At 72.9% G+C, this 16,422-nt stretch carries 6 protein-coding genes and 1 pseudogene; 4 read left to right on the forward strand and 3 right to left on the reverse strand.

Features of this window, described 5'->3' with window-relative positions; translation table 11 throughout:
• Window positions 1-42: 42 nt before the first annotated feature.
• From LCE31_RS08140 to LCE31_RS08150, 3 genes are all read right to left on the reverse strand, one after another.
• Entirely contained in the window at window positions 43-1,725 is a 1,683-nt protein-coding gene (locus LCE31_RS08140; protein WP_225013330.1) for a phytoene desaturase family protein, read from the reverse strand.
• Window positions 1,715-11,122: a non-ribosomal peptide synthetase/type I polyketide synthase gene (locus LCE31_RS08145; RefSeq protein ID WP_374118436.1), complete on the reverse strand. Its 9,408-nt coding sequence runs from the start codon at window positions 11,120-11,122 to the stop codon at window positions 1,715-1,717. Before LCE31_RS08145 ends, LCE31_RS08140 begins: the two co-directional genes overlap by 11 nt.
• Before the next feature lie 139 nt (window positions 11,123-11,261).
• Entirely contained in the window at window positions 11,262-12,131 is an 870-nt protein-coding gene (locus LCE31_RS08150; RefSeq protein WP_225013332.1) for a sterol desaturase family protein, read from the reverse strand.
• Between the two features lie 988 nt (window positions 12,132-13,119).
• Here LCE31_RS08150 and LCE31_RS08155 point away from each other — a divergent pair.
• The 4 genes and pseudogenes from LCE31_RS08155 to LCE31_RS08170 form a co-directional block, all read left to right on the forward strand.
• The gene (locus LCE31_RS08155) at window positions 13,120-14,958 is read left to right on the forward strand and encodes a sensor histidine kinase (protein ID WP_225013333.1); all 1,839 of its coding nucleotides are present in this window, start codon (window positions 13,120-13,122) and stop codon (window positions 14,956-14,958) included.
• Window positions 14,959-14,965: 7 nt separating this feature from the next.
• On the forward strand, window positions 14,966-15,403 hold the full coding sequence (locus LCE31_RS08160) for a roadblock/LC7 domain-containing protein (RefSeq protein WP_225013334.1): 438 nt from the start codon (window positions 14,966-14,968) through the stop codon (window positions 15,401-15,403).
• A gap of 3 nt (window positions 15,404-15,406) precedes the next feature.
• Window positions 15,407-15,778, forward strand: a complete 372-nt coding sequence (locus tag LCE31_RS08165) for a DUF742 domain-containing protein (RefSeq protein ID WP_225013335.1) — start codon at window positions 15,407-15,409, stop codon at window positions 15,776-15,778.
• A gap of 415 nt (window positions 15,779-16,193) precedes the next feature.
• Window positions 16,194-16,422 (forward strand): annotated as a pseudogene (locus LCE31_RS08170) (ATP/GTP-binding protein); the annotation flags it as partial.

Below are 16,422 nucleotides of genomic sequence, written 5' to 3' on the forward strand. Positions count from 1 at the left end.
TGCCGTGCGGCGGACGCGCCATGAACTCGTTCTCCTGTGTCGTCACGGGCCGGTGTGCCCTCTGGAGGCCCACCGGTCGAGCTGCGGCAGCCGCCCCAGCCTGCCGGTGTGCCAGAGCTGGGTGCCGGTGCTCTCCCACGCCCTGAACGGGACACCCAGTTCCGCGCACAGGTACTGGGTGGCGAAGCGGCCGGTGGACGCGGCGCGGATCAGGCCGCCCATGCCGACCCACTGCCCGGCCATGGAGAAGCCGCTGAGCCCCGGCAGCCGCATCCGGTCCTTGCCCACGAGGTCCGCCGCCACGTCGTCGGCGGCCGAGAACGCCTTCCAGGCCAGGATCGAACCGTTGTGGTTGCCGGTGTAGCGCCTCGTGGTCGCGGGCGAGGCCACGTCCACCAGCTCGATCCGCCCGGCCGTGCCGGGCCAGCGTCGCCCCAGGAACCCCCGTACGAACGCGGCCACTTCGCGCTTGCGCGCCCAGTAGGCCTTGCGGTCGGTACGGCGCAGCGTCTTCCAGTACGTGTAGTCGCTGAAGTAGGTGCAGTGGACCACCGACTTGCCGGGCGGGGCGAAACCGTCCGAATAGCGCGAACGCAACTGGACCACCAGGCTGTTCTGCAGCGAGCCCGGCAGCCCCGCCGCCTCGGCCGCCGGGAGCAGGTACGTCGTGCTGTGGGCGTCCTCGGCGGGCAGCGGCCCCCGGATTCCGACGAACGCCGAGACCACGGCGGGGAAGAGGGTGCCGGGACGGTCCAGCAGATCGGTGTAGAGCCGGTCGATCCTCGGCCCGGTGTACCGGCCTCCCAGCAGCCCGTACACGGTGGTGCGCCCGTCGCACGCGGATACGACGTGCTCGGCGAAGTACCGTCTCCCGTTGCGGAGTTGGATGCCGACCGCCCGGTCGTCCTCGACCAGTACCCTCTCGGCGCGGGCGCGGTAGGTCACCGTACCGCCGAGCCCGGTGTACCGCTCCTCGACCGACCGGGCGAGCCCGAGCGAACCGCCTTGAGGGAAGCCGGCGTTGCCGTGGTACGCGCTCGCCATGTTGAACAGGTAGGGGAGCAGCGGGAAGCCCTCCGGGTCCTGGAAGAAGATGTTCCTGAACGCCCGGCGCAGCAGCGGGTCCTCGAACCGGTCGGCGAACCGGTGCATCGGCGTCGCGGCGGTCCGCCAGAAGAGGCGGAACGCGGGCAGCACCGTGCGCAGCGTCGCCGCCCTCTCCCGTACGGTCCGCAGCGCGGGCGCGGTCAGGAACGGGTACAGCTCGATGTCCGTGAACCGCCGCAGGTCGCGGCAGAAGGCGCGGATCAGCCGGGCGTCCCGGGGCGAGACCCGCATCAGGTGGTCCTCAAGCCGGGCCGGGTCGTTGTAGAACGTCACGGACCGGCCGCTCTCGTCGACGACCTTGTTGAACAGGTCGAAGTTGGTGATCGTCTTGCCGTCCAGCGCGCCCAGCTCGCGCCACACCCGGTTCGCGTCGTTTCCCGCGGCGGTGCCGATCAGCCACTCGATGCAGTAGTCGAAGAGATAGCCGTCCCGCGACCAGGCCGTGCAGCAGCCGCCCGGCAGCACATGCTTCTCGAAGACGCGGGTCCGCATTCCGCTCATCTGCGCGTAGCAGCCGGTGGACAGCCCGGCCACTCCCGCCCCGATGACGATGACCCGGGGCGGGCTGCCCGGCGCCCGCTCTCTCCTGCTCCAGTCGGACTCGTCCTCATCCCGCATGGCGGGCTCCTCCCGTCAGCAGGTCCCGCACCAGCGCGGCGTTGCGGGGGAGGTGCTTGGGGTCGAGCAGGTCGGCGTGGGTGCCGGACCCGCGCAGAACGCGGGTGCCACCGGTGGAGCTGCCGTGCCAGGTCCCCGGGGAGCCGGCGTCGTACAGGCCGGCCTTGTCCTCGTCGGTCACCACACCCAATGGCGCCCGCACCGTGCCGGTGTTGGGGGTCCTGCCGCAGAAACCCAGGTAGTCCGCGGCGTGTTCGAGCGCGGTGGCGGTGACGATCTCCGATCCCGTGTGCTTGTACAGGTGGAGGCCGAGCTCCGCCTCGAACGCCCTGATGCCCTCCTCGCCGGGCTCGTACCTCTCCAGGACGCGCCGGGAGTCGAGCACCACGATGTGGCCGAGCAGGCGTCCACGGGCTTCCAGCTCCTTGGCCACCTCGAACGCGAGGTTGCCGCCCAGCGAGTACCCGAGCAACTGGCAGGGCCCCTCGGGCGCGGCCGACTCCACGAGGTCCGCGTAGCGCGCCACCTTGTCGTCACCGGGCAGGTAGTTGAAGCCGATCACCCGGTACTCCGGGAGGTGCGCCGCGAGGCCCCGGTAGACGAGCCCGTGCCCGCCCGCGGGCGGGAAGCAGAAGACCGGCAGGCCCGCCCCCGGGTTGAAGGCCAGGTACGGCAACTCCTCGGCCGTCGTGCTGTTGACGAGGTCCTCCACGGCCGCGGCCATGCCGTGCAGCGTCGTGCTCCGGTACAGCCGGCTGACCGGGACGCTCACACCGAACTCGGTCCGCACGTGGTGGAGGAGTTCGATCAGTTTGATCGAACTGCCCCCGGACTCGAAGAAATCGTCCCCGAGCCCAGGCCGCTCCGTCCCGAGCAGCGCTTCCCAGTGCCGGGCCATGCTCACCTGGTAGAGGGTCGCCGGGGCCTCGTACGCCCGCTGCCGGTCGTCGCCGCGTGGCACCGGGAGCGCGGCCACGTCCACCTTTCCGTGGGCGGAGAGCGGCAGTTCGGCCACCTCGACGACGTACGAGGGCACCATGTACGACGGCAGCGCGTCCGCCAGACGGCGGCGCAGCGCGCGCCGGTCCAGCACGGCGCCGGGCTCGGCCACGCAGTAGGCGCACAGGGCCGCCTCCCCGGCGGCGTCCGGGCGGACCGCCACCACCGCCCGGGCGAGGCCCGGCACGCTCGTCAGATGCGACTCGATCTCGCCGATCTCGATCCGGTGACCGCGCAGCTTGACCTGGTTGTCGCCGCGCCCGAGCAGGTGCACCCGGCCGTGCGCGTCCCAGCGCGCCAGGTCACCGGTCCTGTACAGCCGGACGGGGACGGCGCCCGGCTCCCGGCTCAGCGTCCGGCTCGCGAAGCGGCGCGCCGTCCGCTCCGGGTCCCCGGCGTAGCCGAGCGCGACACCCTCGCCGCCGATCCACAGCTCGCCGGGAACACCGGGCGGCACCGGTTCGCCGCAGGCGTCGAGGATGTACAGCGTGCTGTTCCGCAGCGGCCTGCCGATCGGCACCGGCAGTCCGGGCTCCAGATCGTCCACGGGCCCCTCGAAGAACGCGCTGTCGACGGTCGCCTCCGTGAGCCCGTAGGAGTTGACCACCCGGGTACCGGGGCCGCACAGGTCGCGCAGCCGCTCGTACTCGGCGACCTTCCACGCGTCGGAGCCCACCACCAGGAGACGCAGGAAGCCCAGCCGTTCGCCCTCCCGCTCGCAGTGGTCCATCAGGCCCCGCACGACCGCGGGGACGAACTCCGCGCAGTCCACCCGCTCCGCCCGCATCGTGCGGTGCAGCCGGGGCGTGTCGAAGACCAGGTCCCGGTCGGCAAGGACCAGGGTGCCCCCCGAGCACAGGGCCCGCACCAGGTCGCCGGTGAACACGTCGAACGACGGCTCCGCCATCTGGAGATGCACCCGCACCTCGTCCCCGAGCCGGTACGCCTCATGCCAGGCCCCGTACGCGGACGCGAGGTTGCGGTGGCTGACCCGCACGGCCTTGGGACGCCCGGTGGAGCCCGACGTGTTGATGATGTAGGCGGGCGAGTCCGGGTCGCCCGCCGCCTCGGGGGCGGGACCCTCGGTCTCCGCCGCGCGCAGGCCGTCCGGGGTCACCACCGCGGCCGGCAGCCCCGTGGCCCAGGGGACGCGGAAGTCGTCCACGACGAACAGGGCGGCGTCGGCGCTCCCGAGGATCTGGGCGACGCGGACGGCGGGCTGCTCGGGGTGGACCGGCAGGTAGGCGCCCCCGGCCTTGAGGACGGCGAGCAGGGTGACGATCAGCTCCGGCGACTTGCCGAGGCAGAGCCCGACGACCGAGCCCGCCGTGACCCCGAGCTCCCGCAGCCGCCGGGCCCTGGCGTTCGCCCGCCGGTCGAGCTCCCCGTACGTCAGGTGCTCGGACCCGCCCCGGGGAGAGGGCACCGACACGGCTACGGCGCCCGGATCGGCCGCGGCGGCGTCGCCGAACAGTTCATGCACCGTACGTTCCCGCTCCGGTGCCCGCCCGGCGCCCGCGGGACGTGCGGCGGCGCCGCTCCACTCGGCCACCAGCCGCTCGCGCTCCCGCACGCCGAGCATCCCAAGGCGCGGCGTGGGAAGGTCCGCGGACGCCCCCGTCATGCTGTCGAGCAGCCGGACGAAGTGCCCGGCCAGGCGCCGCACGGTCTCCGGCAGAAAGAGATCGGTGTTGTACTTGAGGACGCAGTGGAAGCTCCCCTCCGCCTCGTCCTCGTACACGGACAGGGTGAGGTCGAACTGGCCCTCTTCTTCCGGTAGTTCGATGTACTCCAGCCGGTAGCCGTACTGCTCGGCCGCCACCTTGTGGGTGAGCAGGATGAACATCGCCTGGAACACGGCCGAGCGGCTGGGGTCGTGTTGCAGGCCCAGCTCCTCCACCAGCAGGACGAACGGGTACTCCTGGTTGTCCAGGCCGTTCAGGACCGTCCTGCGGACCTGCGCCAGCAGCTCGCCGACGGTGGGGCCCCCGGACAGGTCGGCGTGCAGGGGCAGCGGGTTGACGAAGTAGCCGTAGACGGAGGCGAATTCCTGCTGGGTGCGGCCGGTCACGGGGCTGCCGACGATGATGTGGTCCTGCCCGGAATAGCGGTGCAGCAGGAGGTAGTAGGTGCTCAGCAGCACCATGAACGGTGTCACACCGTGCTCCTGCGCCAGCGCGTGCACCCGGGCGCTGAGCGCGGCGTCGAGCACGAAGAACTCGGAGGCTCCGTTGTGCGTCTGGACGGCCGGACGGGGCTTGTCGGCCGGCAGGTCCAGGAGCGGTACCTCGGCCGGCAGGTGGGAGCGCCAGTAGGCGAGCATCCGGGCGGCGTCGGGACCGGCCAGGAAGCGGTTCTGCTGGTTGAGGAAGTCCAGGTAGCGCGCGGGCACCGGAGGCAGCGAGGGCTCCCGGCCCTGCTTCAGCGCCTCGTACACGGCAAGCAGCTCTTCGATGAAGGTGAACGTCGAGATCGCGTCAGAGACGATGTGGTGGACGGCCTTCATGATGATCCAGCGGTCCCGCTCGCGCCGGAACAGGCGGAAGCGGACCAGCACGTCCCGTTCGAGGTCGTACGGTGCCCGGTACTCGCGGATGATCGTCCGCCGGATGTCCTCCCACTCCTGGCCCCCGACGTCGAAGAGGGCGAGATCGGGCTCGGCGCCCGAGGTGGTGCGCTGCACCGGCCTGCCGTCCTCCAGGCGGAAGGAGGCGCGCAGCGCGGGATGGCGCCCGATGAGCCTGCGTACGGCCTCGAACATCAGGTCCGGGTCGAGTTCCGCCCGCACCTCCACCGCGCCGCCGATGTTGTACGCGTACCCCTCCGGGTTGAGCTGCTTGAGGAACCACAGTGCCTTCTGGTTCTGGGTCAGGGGGTGGCACCGCTCGTCCGTGTACACCTCCACGGCGGCCCCGCGGGCGCCGGCGGCGGTCTCCGTCTCGGCCGCCATCCGGTCGACCAGGCCGTCGTACAGCTGCCCGGCCAGGTCGCCCACCGACGTGCCGCTGAGCAGGGCCACCACCGGCAGGGCGACGCCGAGTTCGGCCTGCACCCTGGCGCGCAGCTCCATCGCGAGGAGCGAGTCGAGGCCCACCGCGCCGAGCCCGGTCGACGGGTCGATCTGGTCCGCGGCCGTACGCAGGACCGTGGCGGTGAGCGTGGTGAACCGCTCGGTGACCAGCGCCCTGCGCTCCGGCTCGCCGGCGGCACGGAAAAGGTCGAGGAACCCGGCGCCTCCCCCCGCCGTGCCGTCCTCCCGCGCGACCGCCGCGAGTTCGCTGACCAGCGGGGGCGGGGAGTCGTACCAGGCGAGGAACGCCGGCCAGTCGACGACCGTGGCGACGAGCAACTGGGCCCTGTCCTGTCCGATGACGCGTTCCAGGACACTCATGCCGGCGTCCGGGGACAGCGAACTCATGCCCCTGCTGTGGAGGTAGTGGCCGACCAGGCCGAGCTCCTCGATCATCCCCGTCGCCCAGGGGCCCCAGTCCACGCTCAGCGCGGGCAGGCCGTGCGCCCGGCGCCGGTGGGCGAGCGCGTCAAGGAACGCGTTGCCCGCCGCGTAGTTGGTCTGGCCCGCCGTCGTCAGCAGCGAGGCGATCGACGCGAAGAGCACGAAGTGCTCCAGCGGCTCGTCCCGCAGATGCCTGTCCAGCAGGTACGCGCCGACGGCCTTCGGGTCGTACACCGCGTCGAACGTCCGCCGGTCCATGTCGCCCACCAGGGTGTCCCGCACCTGGCCCGCCAGATGGAACACACCGCGTACGGGCGGCGCGCCCCAGCGCCGCTGCTCGTCGAGCCAGGCGGTCAGCGCGTCCTCGTCGGTGACGTCGACCGGCGCGGCCACCGCCTGCGCGCCGAGCGCCTCCACCTCCTTGAGCAGGGCGACCGCCCTGCCCTCCGCGGAGGCCGGATCGGCCGACGGCCATTCCCGCCGTGCCGGCACGGGGGTACGGCTCATCAGGACGAGCCTGCGGGCGCCGCGCCTGACCAGCGTCCGGCACAGGAGCCGGCCCAGCGCGCCGAACGCCCCGGTGACGAGATACGTGCCGTCAGGGCGCAGGCGCAGCGGGAGCGGCCGGGTCAGACCCTCCGCCGGCACCAGGCGGCTCGTGGCGCGCCGGCGCCCGCGCAGCCCGATCTCCTCCTCGTCGTCGATGAGGAACTCGCGGAGCAGCGCCGCGGCCTCCGCGCGGTTCCCGGGCGCGCCCGCTTCCCGCGCCGGATCGAGGTCGACCAGCTTGCCCCGGTGACCGGCGAGTTCCTGGTGCCGCAGCACGCGCGTGACCCCCCAGGCCGGCGCGGCCAGCGGCTCGGTGGCCTCCCCGGGGGACACGGGCTGCGCCCCGCGGGTGACGACATGCACCCGGCCGCCGCCGGCCCGGCCCAGGAGGGTCCGGGCGAGCGCGACGAGGGAGTACGCCCCGATGCCGCCCGCCCGCACCAGGTCCTTCCGCCCGCAGTCGGCGAGGGCCGGCAGGTCGAGGTTCCACAGGTGGATGACCGTCCCGCGGAAGGGCGTGCCGTCCCGGTCGAGATCCGCGAAGAGCGCCTCCCACTGGTCGGGGCGGTCCGGCGCGAGGGTGAACCCGCCGTCCTCGCGGCCGTAGACGGTCCCCGCCCGCACCGTGCGGCACCGCTCCCCGCGCGCCGTCACCAGTTCGGCGAAGGCGTCCCCGACTCCGGAGCCGTCGGTGAGGACCAGCCAGTCCTGGCCTTCCGGCGCGGCGAGCGCGCCGCCGTGGGCGCGGCCTCCGTCCTGCTCCTCCGGGTCCTGCCAGGGCCGGTCGGTCCACGCGGGTTCGGCGAGCCAGGAGTCGATCGTGCTCCGGGAGACACCCGTCGGCACCTTCTCCACATCGGCCGCGCGGAAGCCGCGCAAGAAGCCCAGCGCCGATCCGTCCTCGGCGTACAGCGCGAGGTCACCGACCAGCTCGTCCCCGTCGTCGCGCCGCACCGTGCCGTGCACCCACAGCGGCCGGTCGCCCACCGGGGCGAGACTCATCTCTTCGAGGGACAGGGGAAGCCGGATGCCGGTGCCCCGCGACGGCGTGTCCCCGCCGAGCGTGCCCAGCGCCAGCAGGGATTGGAAGCAGGCGTCGAGGAGAACGGGGTGGATGTGGGCTCCGGCGGCGTCGCCGCCGATGGCCGCCGGAGGCCGGACCTTCGCCAGGACCTCGCCGGTGCCGAGCCAGACCTCCTCGATGCCCCGGAACGCGGGCCCGTAGTGGTAGCCGAGCGCGGCCAGCCCGGCATAGCACTCCTCGGCGGACAGGCGGCGCCCGCTGCGTTCCCGTACGGCGGCGGCGTCCAGCGCCGGCCCGGGGGAGCGGCGCTGGCCGGTGCGCACCACACCGCTCGCGTGCACCGCCCGCTCCGCGTCGGGCCCCGCCGGTACGGACGCGATGGTGAAGTCCGCGGTCTCCAGGGACACCGACAGCTGGACGGTCCTGGACTCGTCCTCCGCGAGGAAGAGCGCCTTGCGCAGGTCGACGGAGGCGAGCACCGCCTCCGTGCCGCCGGTCAGCGTCCGCACGGCCTGCACGGCCATCTCCAGGTAGCCGGCGGCCGGGAACACCACGGTGTCCTGGATGCGGTGATCGGCGAGGTACGGCAGCGTCTCCGTGTCGAGCCGGACCTGCCAGGCCGGTTCCGCGTGGCCGGTGCGGCGGCCGAGCAGCGGGTGGTCGAGCCGGCCGAGACGGACCTGCTCGACGGCCGCAGGCTCCGTCCAGTGGCGGGGGGGCCGCCACGGGTAGCGGGGCAGCGCGACCGTCCGCCCGGCCGGCTGGAGTACGTCCCAGGCGATCTCGATGCCGAGGGTGTGCAGCGTCGCGAGGGACGCGGCGACGCGCTCGGGCTCGTCCTCCGCGCGGCGCACCGAGGGCACGGTGACGCCCGTGCGCCCGGTGTGCTCCAGGCATTCGCGGATCGCGTGTCCGAGCACCGGGTGCGGCCCGATCTCCAGGAACAGGCGGTGCCCGTCGTCCGCGAGGGCGTCCACGGCGGCGCGGAAGCGGACCCTGTCGCGGACGTTCTTCCACCAGTACGCGGCGTCCAGTTCGAGGCCCCCGGCCGTCCCTTCCTGGCCGGTGAGGCGTAAGGGCACCCGCGCGGGCCGCGGCGCGAGGTCCGCGAGCGAGTCGAGCAGTTCGTCCTTGATGCGGTCCATCGCGGGGCTGTGGTACGGGACTTCCACGGTGAGGGACTTGGCGAAGATCTGCTCCGCGCGCAGTTCCCCGGCCAGCGCGGCGAGCGCCGTCGTGTCCCCGGCCAGGGTCACCGAGGCGGGGCTGTTGACGGCGGCCAGCGAGACCTTGTCCGCGTAGGGCCGCACGCGGCGTTCGGCCTCGTCCTCGGAGAGGCCGACGGCGAGCATGGAGCCCGCCCCGGCGAGGGTGTGCTGAAGCCGGCTGCGGTGGACGACGATCCTGATCGCGTCCTCCAGCGAGTAGACCCCCGCCTCGTAGAAGGCGGCGATCTCTCCCGTGCTGTGTCCCACGACGGCGTCGGGGCGTACGCCGTACGCGTGCCACAGGGCGGAAAGCCCCATCTGCACGGCGAAGTTGGCGGGCTGCGCGAGCCACGTCTCCGCCATCCTCGACCGGTCCTCGTCCGCCGACATCTCGTCGAGGAGCGACCAGCCGGCGATCCGGCGGATCTCCCGGTCGCACGCGGTGACCGCCTCCCGGAACACCGGTTCGCTCGCCAGCAGCCCCCGGCCCATGCCCCACCACTGCGGGCCCATGCCGGTGAAGACCCACACCAGGCGTCGCTCGGCGGTCTCCTGCTGCCGGCCCTCGACCACCCGGGGATGGGCCTCGCCCCGCAGATGTGCGGCCAGTGCCTCGTCCAGGGATTCCCGTGAGGAGTACACGACGGACAGCCGTGACTCCAGGTGCTGGCGCCGGTGCGCGAGCGTGTGGCCCAGATCGGCGAGGCCGACCGCGGGGCCGTGCTCTCCCGCGAGTTCGCGGCGGATGCCGTCGGCCATCTCCTTGAGCGCGTCCGGGTGCCGCGCCGACAGCGGGAGGATGCTCCACTCCCGGCCGGTCGCCTCGGCGGCTTCGGCGGCCCGGGTGGCGTCGGTGGGGTCGGTGGTGTTGACGGCCTCGGAGCTCGGCGGCAGGGGCGCCCGGGGGCCCGGTGCCTCCTCCAGTACGACATGGGCATTGGTCCCGCCGAAGCCGAAGGCGTTCACACCGGCCCGGGCAGGCCCCTCGTGCTCGGGCCACGGGGTCGCCCGGGCGGGAAAGGTGTACGGCGACGCGTCCCTGTCGATGGCGGGGTTGACCTCTTCGAGATTGATGTGCGGGGGGATCGTGCGGTGTTCGAGCGCCAGGGCCGTCTTGATCAGGCCCGCGATCCCCGCCGCCGCCTCGGTGTGCCCGATGTTGGTCTTCACCGAGCCGACGTAGCACGCGGCTCCCGGGGCCCGTCCGACGGAGAGCGCCCGGGCCAGCGCGTTCGCCTCGATCGGGTCGCCGACCGCCGTCGAGGTGCCGTGCGCCTCGACGTACTGGAGGCCGCCGGGGGCTATGCCGGCCTCGGCGCACACCCGCCGTACGAGGGAGACCTGGGCCTCCCCGTTGGGCACGGTGATGCCGGGGGTCCTGCCGTCCTGGTTCACCCCGCTGGCGAGGATCACCGCATGGACCGGGTCGCCGTCCGCCAGGGCGTCCTCCAGCCGCTTCAGTGCGACCAGGCCGACCCCTTCGGCGCGTACGTAGCCGTCAGCCGCCGCGTCGAACGTACGGGAGCGGCCTTCCGGCGACAGGAAGCCGCCCTTCGTCTCCGCGACGGTGTACTGCGGCGCCATGTGCAGCAGTACGCCGCCCGCGAGCGCGAGATCGGTCTCCCCGCCCCGCAGGCTCTGGCAGGCCAGATGGACGGCCACCAGGGACGAACTGCACGCGGTGTCGACCGAGAGGCTGGGGCCGCGGAAGTCGAAGCAGTGCGAGATCCGGTTCGACACCATCGTCATCATGGTGCCGGTCGCGGTGTGGGCGGCGAGCGTCTCGAAGCTCAGGTCGGAGAATTGCAGGATCTTGTAGTCCAGCGTGAACGCGCCCACGTAGACAGCGGTGTTGCTGCCCGCGAGCTCGGCCGGGCGCAGACCGCCGTCCTCCAGTGTCTCCCAGGCCACTTCGAGGAGCTTGCGCTGCTGCGGGTCCATGTGGTCGGCCTCGCGCGGGCTGATGCCGAAGAAGGCCGGTTCGAACTCGTCGAAACCGTCGATGTACCCGCCCCTGCCGCCCGCCAGGCGGCCGGGCTTGTCCCGGTGCCGGCTGCCGTGCGTGGCGGTGTCGTAGCGGTCCGCCGGGGTGGGGGTGACGCAGTCCTTCCCGTCCAACAGGTTGCGCCAGAAGGCCCGGTGGTCCGAGGCCCCGCCGGGCATGCGGCAGCCGATGCCGACGATGGCGATTCTGCCCGTCGAGACGTTGTTGCTCGGGACAGCCAAGTTCGTACACCCCTCAAGTGGAAGCGCTGCGGCCAGGGCAGCGCGCGGAAAGCGGTACGGGGCTCTGCGACCCGGTTCAGGCGGCTCCGTCCCCGGATCTCTGCGTACGGCGCCACGGGTGGAGCAGGCTCGCGACGATCTCGCCGGTCGCCGGGAACGAGGTGGCGTCGCTGAGCCCGACCGCGGCGGGTTCCCGGCCGGGCCGCCAGGTGAAGCTTCCGAAGAGGTGGTCCCAGCACGAGAGATCGGACCCGTAGTGGCCTGCTTCGGACAGATCCGTGCTGTGGTGCAGGCGGTGCTGCTCGGGGCTGGCCAGGATGTGGTTGAGGCGGCCGATCCGCACGTCGATGTTGGCGTGCACGAAGTAGCCCTGGGCGACGACGAAGAGCCCGGTGGCGATCACCGAACCGCTGGAGAACCCCAGGAGCGCCAGGGTGAGTTGGACGACGCCCTGCGCCAGGACGATGTCGAGGATGTGATTGACGCCGTTGCTGGCGACATTGACCTTCCGCGGCACGTGGTGCACACCGTGCAGCCGCCACAGCAGTGGGTTGGAGTGCTCCAGCCGGTGCACCAGGTAGCTGGCCAGCGAGCCGCTCAGCAGGGCGAGAGGGATCTCGGCCCAGAGAGGGAGCGACGGTTCGGCGGGTGCCAGCGTGCTGACCGCCGTGGTCACCAGCAGTTGCGCGACCGCGCCGCCGGCCATCGTCAGGAGGAAATAGACGCCGTACCAGCGCCATTCCGAACCGTCCGGATGCCATTCGACCTGATGCGGAATGAGGCGTTCGAGGGCGGTCAGATAGAGCAGGGTTCCCACCAGGAACAGCGGACTGGTCCGTCCCGGGTCCCAGTGCCATGCCAGAGAGGCGGCGGCCACCGAAACGGTCGCGACGAGAAGCACGGGGTAAGCGAGGGCGCGAAGTAACGCCCGGCCGGATTCCGCCACCGTTTCCCGGGGGTTCCGTGTGCTCCGGACTTCCCGGGTCTTCACGGTCTCCCGGGCCCTCTCCGTCTTCCGGGTTTTCTGTGCTCTCTGAGTTTTCTGGTTTTTCTGGTTTTTCTGGGTTCTCCGCACGAGAGGGCGTGTAGGCTGACTTCCGTGGACGCCGGGCCGTTCGCCCCAGGGGCCTTCTCTCGTGAGTCCTTCGTTTTCGCGCACCCGCTCCACCTCCGTCGGAATACGGTACGTGCCCTGTCACCTGCTCTGTTGGGATCGGCGGCACCGTCGACCGGATACGGCGACCGCCGAAGGCGTGTGTCTGGTGTGTCTGATGCGTACGGGAATGGCGCCATGGCCGCGGCGCCGCAAACGCTGGGCATGTCGGGAAACGCTGGGCATGTCAGGTCGGAATCATGGGGATGAACCCATCATTCAACGCGGTCCTGAAATCCGACTTACGCGGTCGTTTTCTCTTTCAACGGCTTCGCCCCCACCGAGCAGTTGATGAGCACTCCCCCCAGGAGTGCCGTACTTCACGTCTCCGCCATTGAACAGGAGATCCCGCCGGGGCGGAATAGGGAAGGGACCCATTGTCGTCAGTGTGAGTTACTTAGTCTTTTTGTCATTCTTATAGTTGTCGCTGAAGGGCGCCGGTGGGTGCCGGCGGAAAAGGGCGGCCGTGCTCATTCCGGTGGCCGCTCCGGGAAGGAAACCGGGGCGCTGCTGCCGAGCCCGCCGCCGCCCGTCGTCCGCGGACCGCCGCGAGGAGCCCGATCGGGCCCGCCCGTGCTCCCCGGCGAGGTCCTGCGGTGCCCGCGACCGCACGCGTTCCGATCGCGATGACCGCCGTGACGGCGACGAGATGGTCGAACGCACGTCCCGGCGCTCATACCAGAGCGGGACGTTGCACGGGCAAGTTTGCCAACTGCCGTCCGTACCCCCGTGGGTCACGACTACCGTGAGTGCTCGATGATCAACGGAGGGCACTGACGGCATGTCTCAACTTCGCGCACCCGCGACGCGGCCCGACCGCCGCGAGGGCGGGCGGCACGGCAGGCCGGGCGCCCGCGGCAGAACGGCGGGCGCCCGCACGGCGCCGCGGCAGGGCCAGGACACCCGGATACGCCCGCAGTTGCTGCGGGCGGCGGTCCTGCCCGCCATAGCCGCCTCGCTGAGCGGCGCCGCAGCGGTCGTGGTCGTACTGCGCTCGGGCGGCACCGAACCCACCACCGGCGCGTGGGCCGCGCTCGCGGGCACCGCGCTCGTCGCCTTCGGGTCGGGCGCGGGCGCCGCGCGCGGCGCCGCGCGCGCCGCGCGCGGCGTCATCGAGCGCTGCCACGCCCTGCGCCGTACGAGCGCGCGCGGCCAGGAGGAGTTGCGCTCCGCCGTGGAGCGGCTCAGGCGCGGCGACCGGGTGACCGTACGCCGCACGCCGCCCGACCCGCACACGCCGGGCGACGAGATCGACCGGCTGGCCCGGGAGCTGACCCGCTCCCAGGAGGCCGCTCTCGGCGCCGTCGTGCAGGCGTCCCAGCTCTCCAGCAGCGCGGGCGACGAGCAGCGCGTCGAGGTGTTCGTCAACCTCGCGAGAAGGCTTCAGTCGCTCGTGCACCGGGAGATCCAGCTCCTGGACGACATGGAGAACGAGGTCGAGGACCCGGAGCTGCTCAAGGGCCTCTTCCACGTCGACCACCTGGCCACCCGGATTCGCCGGCACGCGGAGAACCTGGCCGTGCTCGGCGGTGCCGTCTCGCGCCGCCAGTGGAGCAGGCCCGTGAGCGTGACCGAGGTGCTGCGTTCCGCCGTCGCGGAGGTCGAGCAGTACCCCCGCGTCACCCTCGTACCGCCCATCGACGGCACCCTGCGCGGCCACGCCGTCGCCGACGTCATCCACCTGCTCGCCGAACTCGTGGAGAACGCCACCCTGTTCTCCGCGCCCCACACCCAGGTGCTGCTGCGCGCGCAGCGGGTCACCTCGGGGCTCGCCGTCGAAGTGGAGGACCGCGGGCTCGGCATGCCGCCCGACGAGCAGAAGCACATGAACGGCCTGCTCGCCGACCCGGACCAGGTCAATGTGGCGCACCTCCTCCAGGACGGCAGGATCGGCCTCTTCGTCGTCTCCGCGCTGGCCCGCAGGCACGGCATCGCGGTGCGTCTCCAGTCCAACATCTACGGCGGGGTCCAGGCGGTACTCGTCCTGCCCGAGGCGCTGCTCGGAGCCGGGGAGGACGCCGGGCCCGGCGCTGCCGGACCCTCGCAGGCCCCGGCACGCCCCGCACCCCCGGCCGCAGAACCGTCCGGCCCCGCCCCGCTGACCGCGGGGGCCGCGCCTGTGGACACCACTCCCGTAGGCGCTCCCGCCGAGGCGGTACCCGTGGGGGCCGACGGCGCAGGGGCCGGCGCCTCCGAGAGCAACACAGTCCCGCCCGTACGCCAGCCGCACACCGCCCCGGGCACCGCCGAGGCCGCCAGGGGCGTCTCCCGGCGGTCCGGGGCCCTCCGTCCCGAACTGCCCAAGCGCCAGGGCCAGGACCATCTCGCGCCGCAGCTCAGGGAGCGGCCCGCGGCTCCGCCGACGGAGGGCCCCGGCGAGCCCGCGGTGCACGACCCGGGCCTCATGGCCGCCTTCCGGCGCGGCATCGGGCTGGCCGAGACCGAGGCGGGGGCCAAGGCCGCTGCGGAGGCGGGCACCACCGCCGAGGCGGAACCGCGCCCCTCCCACGAGAGGCGACCGGTCGCGCCGCGGCCGGACCTCCCCCAACGAGGCCCCTCGGAGCGACCGGCTCCGCACCGGCGCGCACCGCACCGCCGCACCCCCACGACCGAGGAGTAGACACACGATGGCGAGCGATCTGTCGACGGGCCACGCCCAGGACCTGGACTGGCTCCTCGCCGGCCTGGTCCAGCGCGTCCCCCACACCCGCAGCGCGGTGCTGCTCTCCTCGGACGGACTGGTCAGATCCCTGCACGGCCTCGACGCCGACAGCGCCGACCACATGGCGGCCCTAGCCTCGGGCCTCTACTCCCTCGGCCGCAGCGCGGGCGCGCGCTTCGGCGACAGCGGTACGGTGCGGCAGGTCGTCGTGGAGCTCGACTCCACCCTGCTCTTCGTGACCACCGCGGGCACCGGGACCTGGCTCGCGGTCCTCGCGGGCCGCGCGGCGGACGCCGCCATCCTCGGGTACGAGATGGCGATGCTGGTCAAGAGCGTGCGGCCGTACCTCGTCACACCCGCCCGCCGGCCGTCGGGCGCGGCACCCGACGGCGCGGGGCGGTGACCTGTGCCGGTCGCGAAGGACGGGCCGTGGCTGGACGGGGCCGCGGGACGGCTGATCCGCCCCTACACGGTGAGCGGGGGCAGAACCCGCCCCGCCGTCGCACTCGACCTGCTGACGCTGGTGATATCCACCGGGAGCACGCCCGAGGCGCCCCTCGGCCCCGAACACGGCGAGGTGCTCGGCCTGTGCCCGGCGCCGACCCCGGTCGCGGAGATCGCGGGGCGGATGGGGCTCCCCGCGACGGTCACCAAGATCCTCCTCGCGGACCTGGTGCAGTGCGGAGCCATCACCGTGCGCCCGCCCTCCCGCTTCCAAGACCCCACCGACCAGTTACTGCTTGAGGCGGTGCTCGATGGCCTACGACGACAGCTCTGACCCCGTGTCCTGCCCCGGGCGCGACACCGCACAGGAGACCGGATCGATCCGGGGAGCTGGAGCCGCTCACGAATCCGGGGCGGTCCACCAGTCTGGAGCCGCTCACGAATCCGGGGCGGTCCACCAGTCTGGAGCCGCTCAAGAATCAGGAGCGGTCCATCAGTCCGCGGCTGCCCGCGAATCCGGCGCTGCCCGCCCATCCGGGGCCGCCCGCGAGTCCTGGGCGCCTCCGGATGCCGGTGCCGCGCGCGCCGGCGCCCTTCTCGCCGGTGTCGAGGCACCCGTGGTCCGTGCCCCGGCGCAGCGCTCGCCCGCCCGCGCGGAGGCTGCACCCGCGCACGCCGGGCGGCCGGACGACGCCCGAGGCGGCCCCGCGGCAGAACCCGCCGCGCCCCCGGACCGCCCCGGACCCGAGGTGTTCCCCCAGGCGCTGAAAGTCCTCGTCGCGGGCGGGTTCGGGGCCGGCAAGACGACGTTCGTGGGCGCGGTCAGCGAGATCGCCCCGCTCAGCACGGAGGAGCTGCTGACCCAGGTGGGCGCCGGGGGCGCCCCCCCCCCGCCCGCGGCCGCGCCGACCACCCCCACCCCCCCCCCCCCCGTGAGGGCAAAAAAACCCCCCCCCCCCCCCCCCCGCGCGAAAAGAG

Source organism: Streptomyces sp. 8L, assembly GCF_020176795.1.
Lineage (GTDB): Bacteria > Actinomycetota > Actinomycetes > Streptomycetales > Streptomycetaceae > Streptomyces.

Coding starts and splice junctions, on each gene's coding strand:
- LCE31_RS08140 (WP_225013330.1), bottom strand. CDS start 1,725: ATGCGGGATGAGGACGAGTCCGACTGGAGCAGGAGAGAGCGGGCGCCG.
- LCE31_RS08155 (WP_225013333.1), top strand. CDS start 13,120: ATGTCTCAACTTCGCGCACCCGCGACGCGGCCCGACCGCCGCGAGGGC.
- LCE31_RS08160 (WP_225013334.1), top strand. CDS start 14,966: ATGGCGAGCGATCTGTCGACGGGCCACGCCCAGGACCTGGACTGGCTC.
- LCE31_RS08145 (WP_374118436.1), bottom strand. CDS start 11,122: ATGCCCGGCGGGGCCTCGGACCACCGGGCCTTCTGGCGCAACCTGTTG.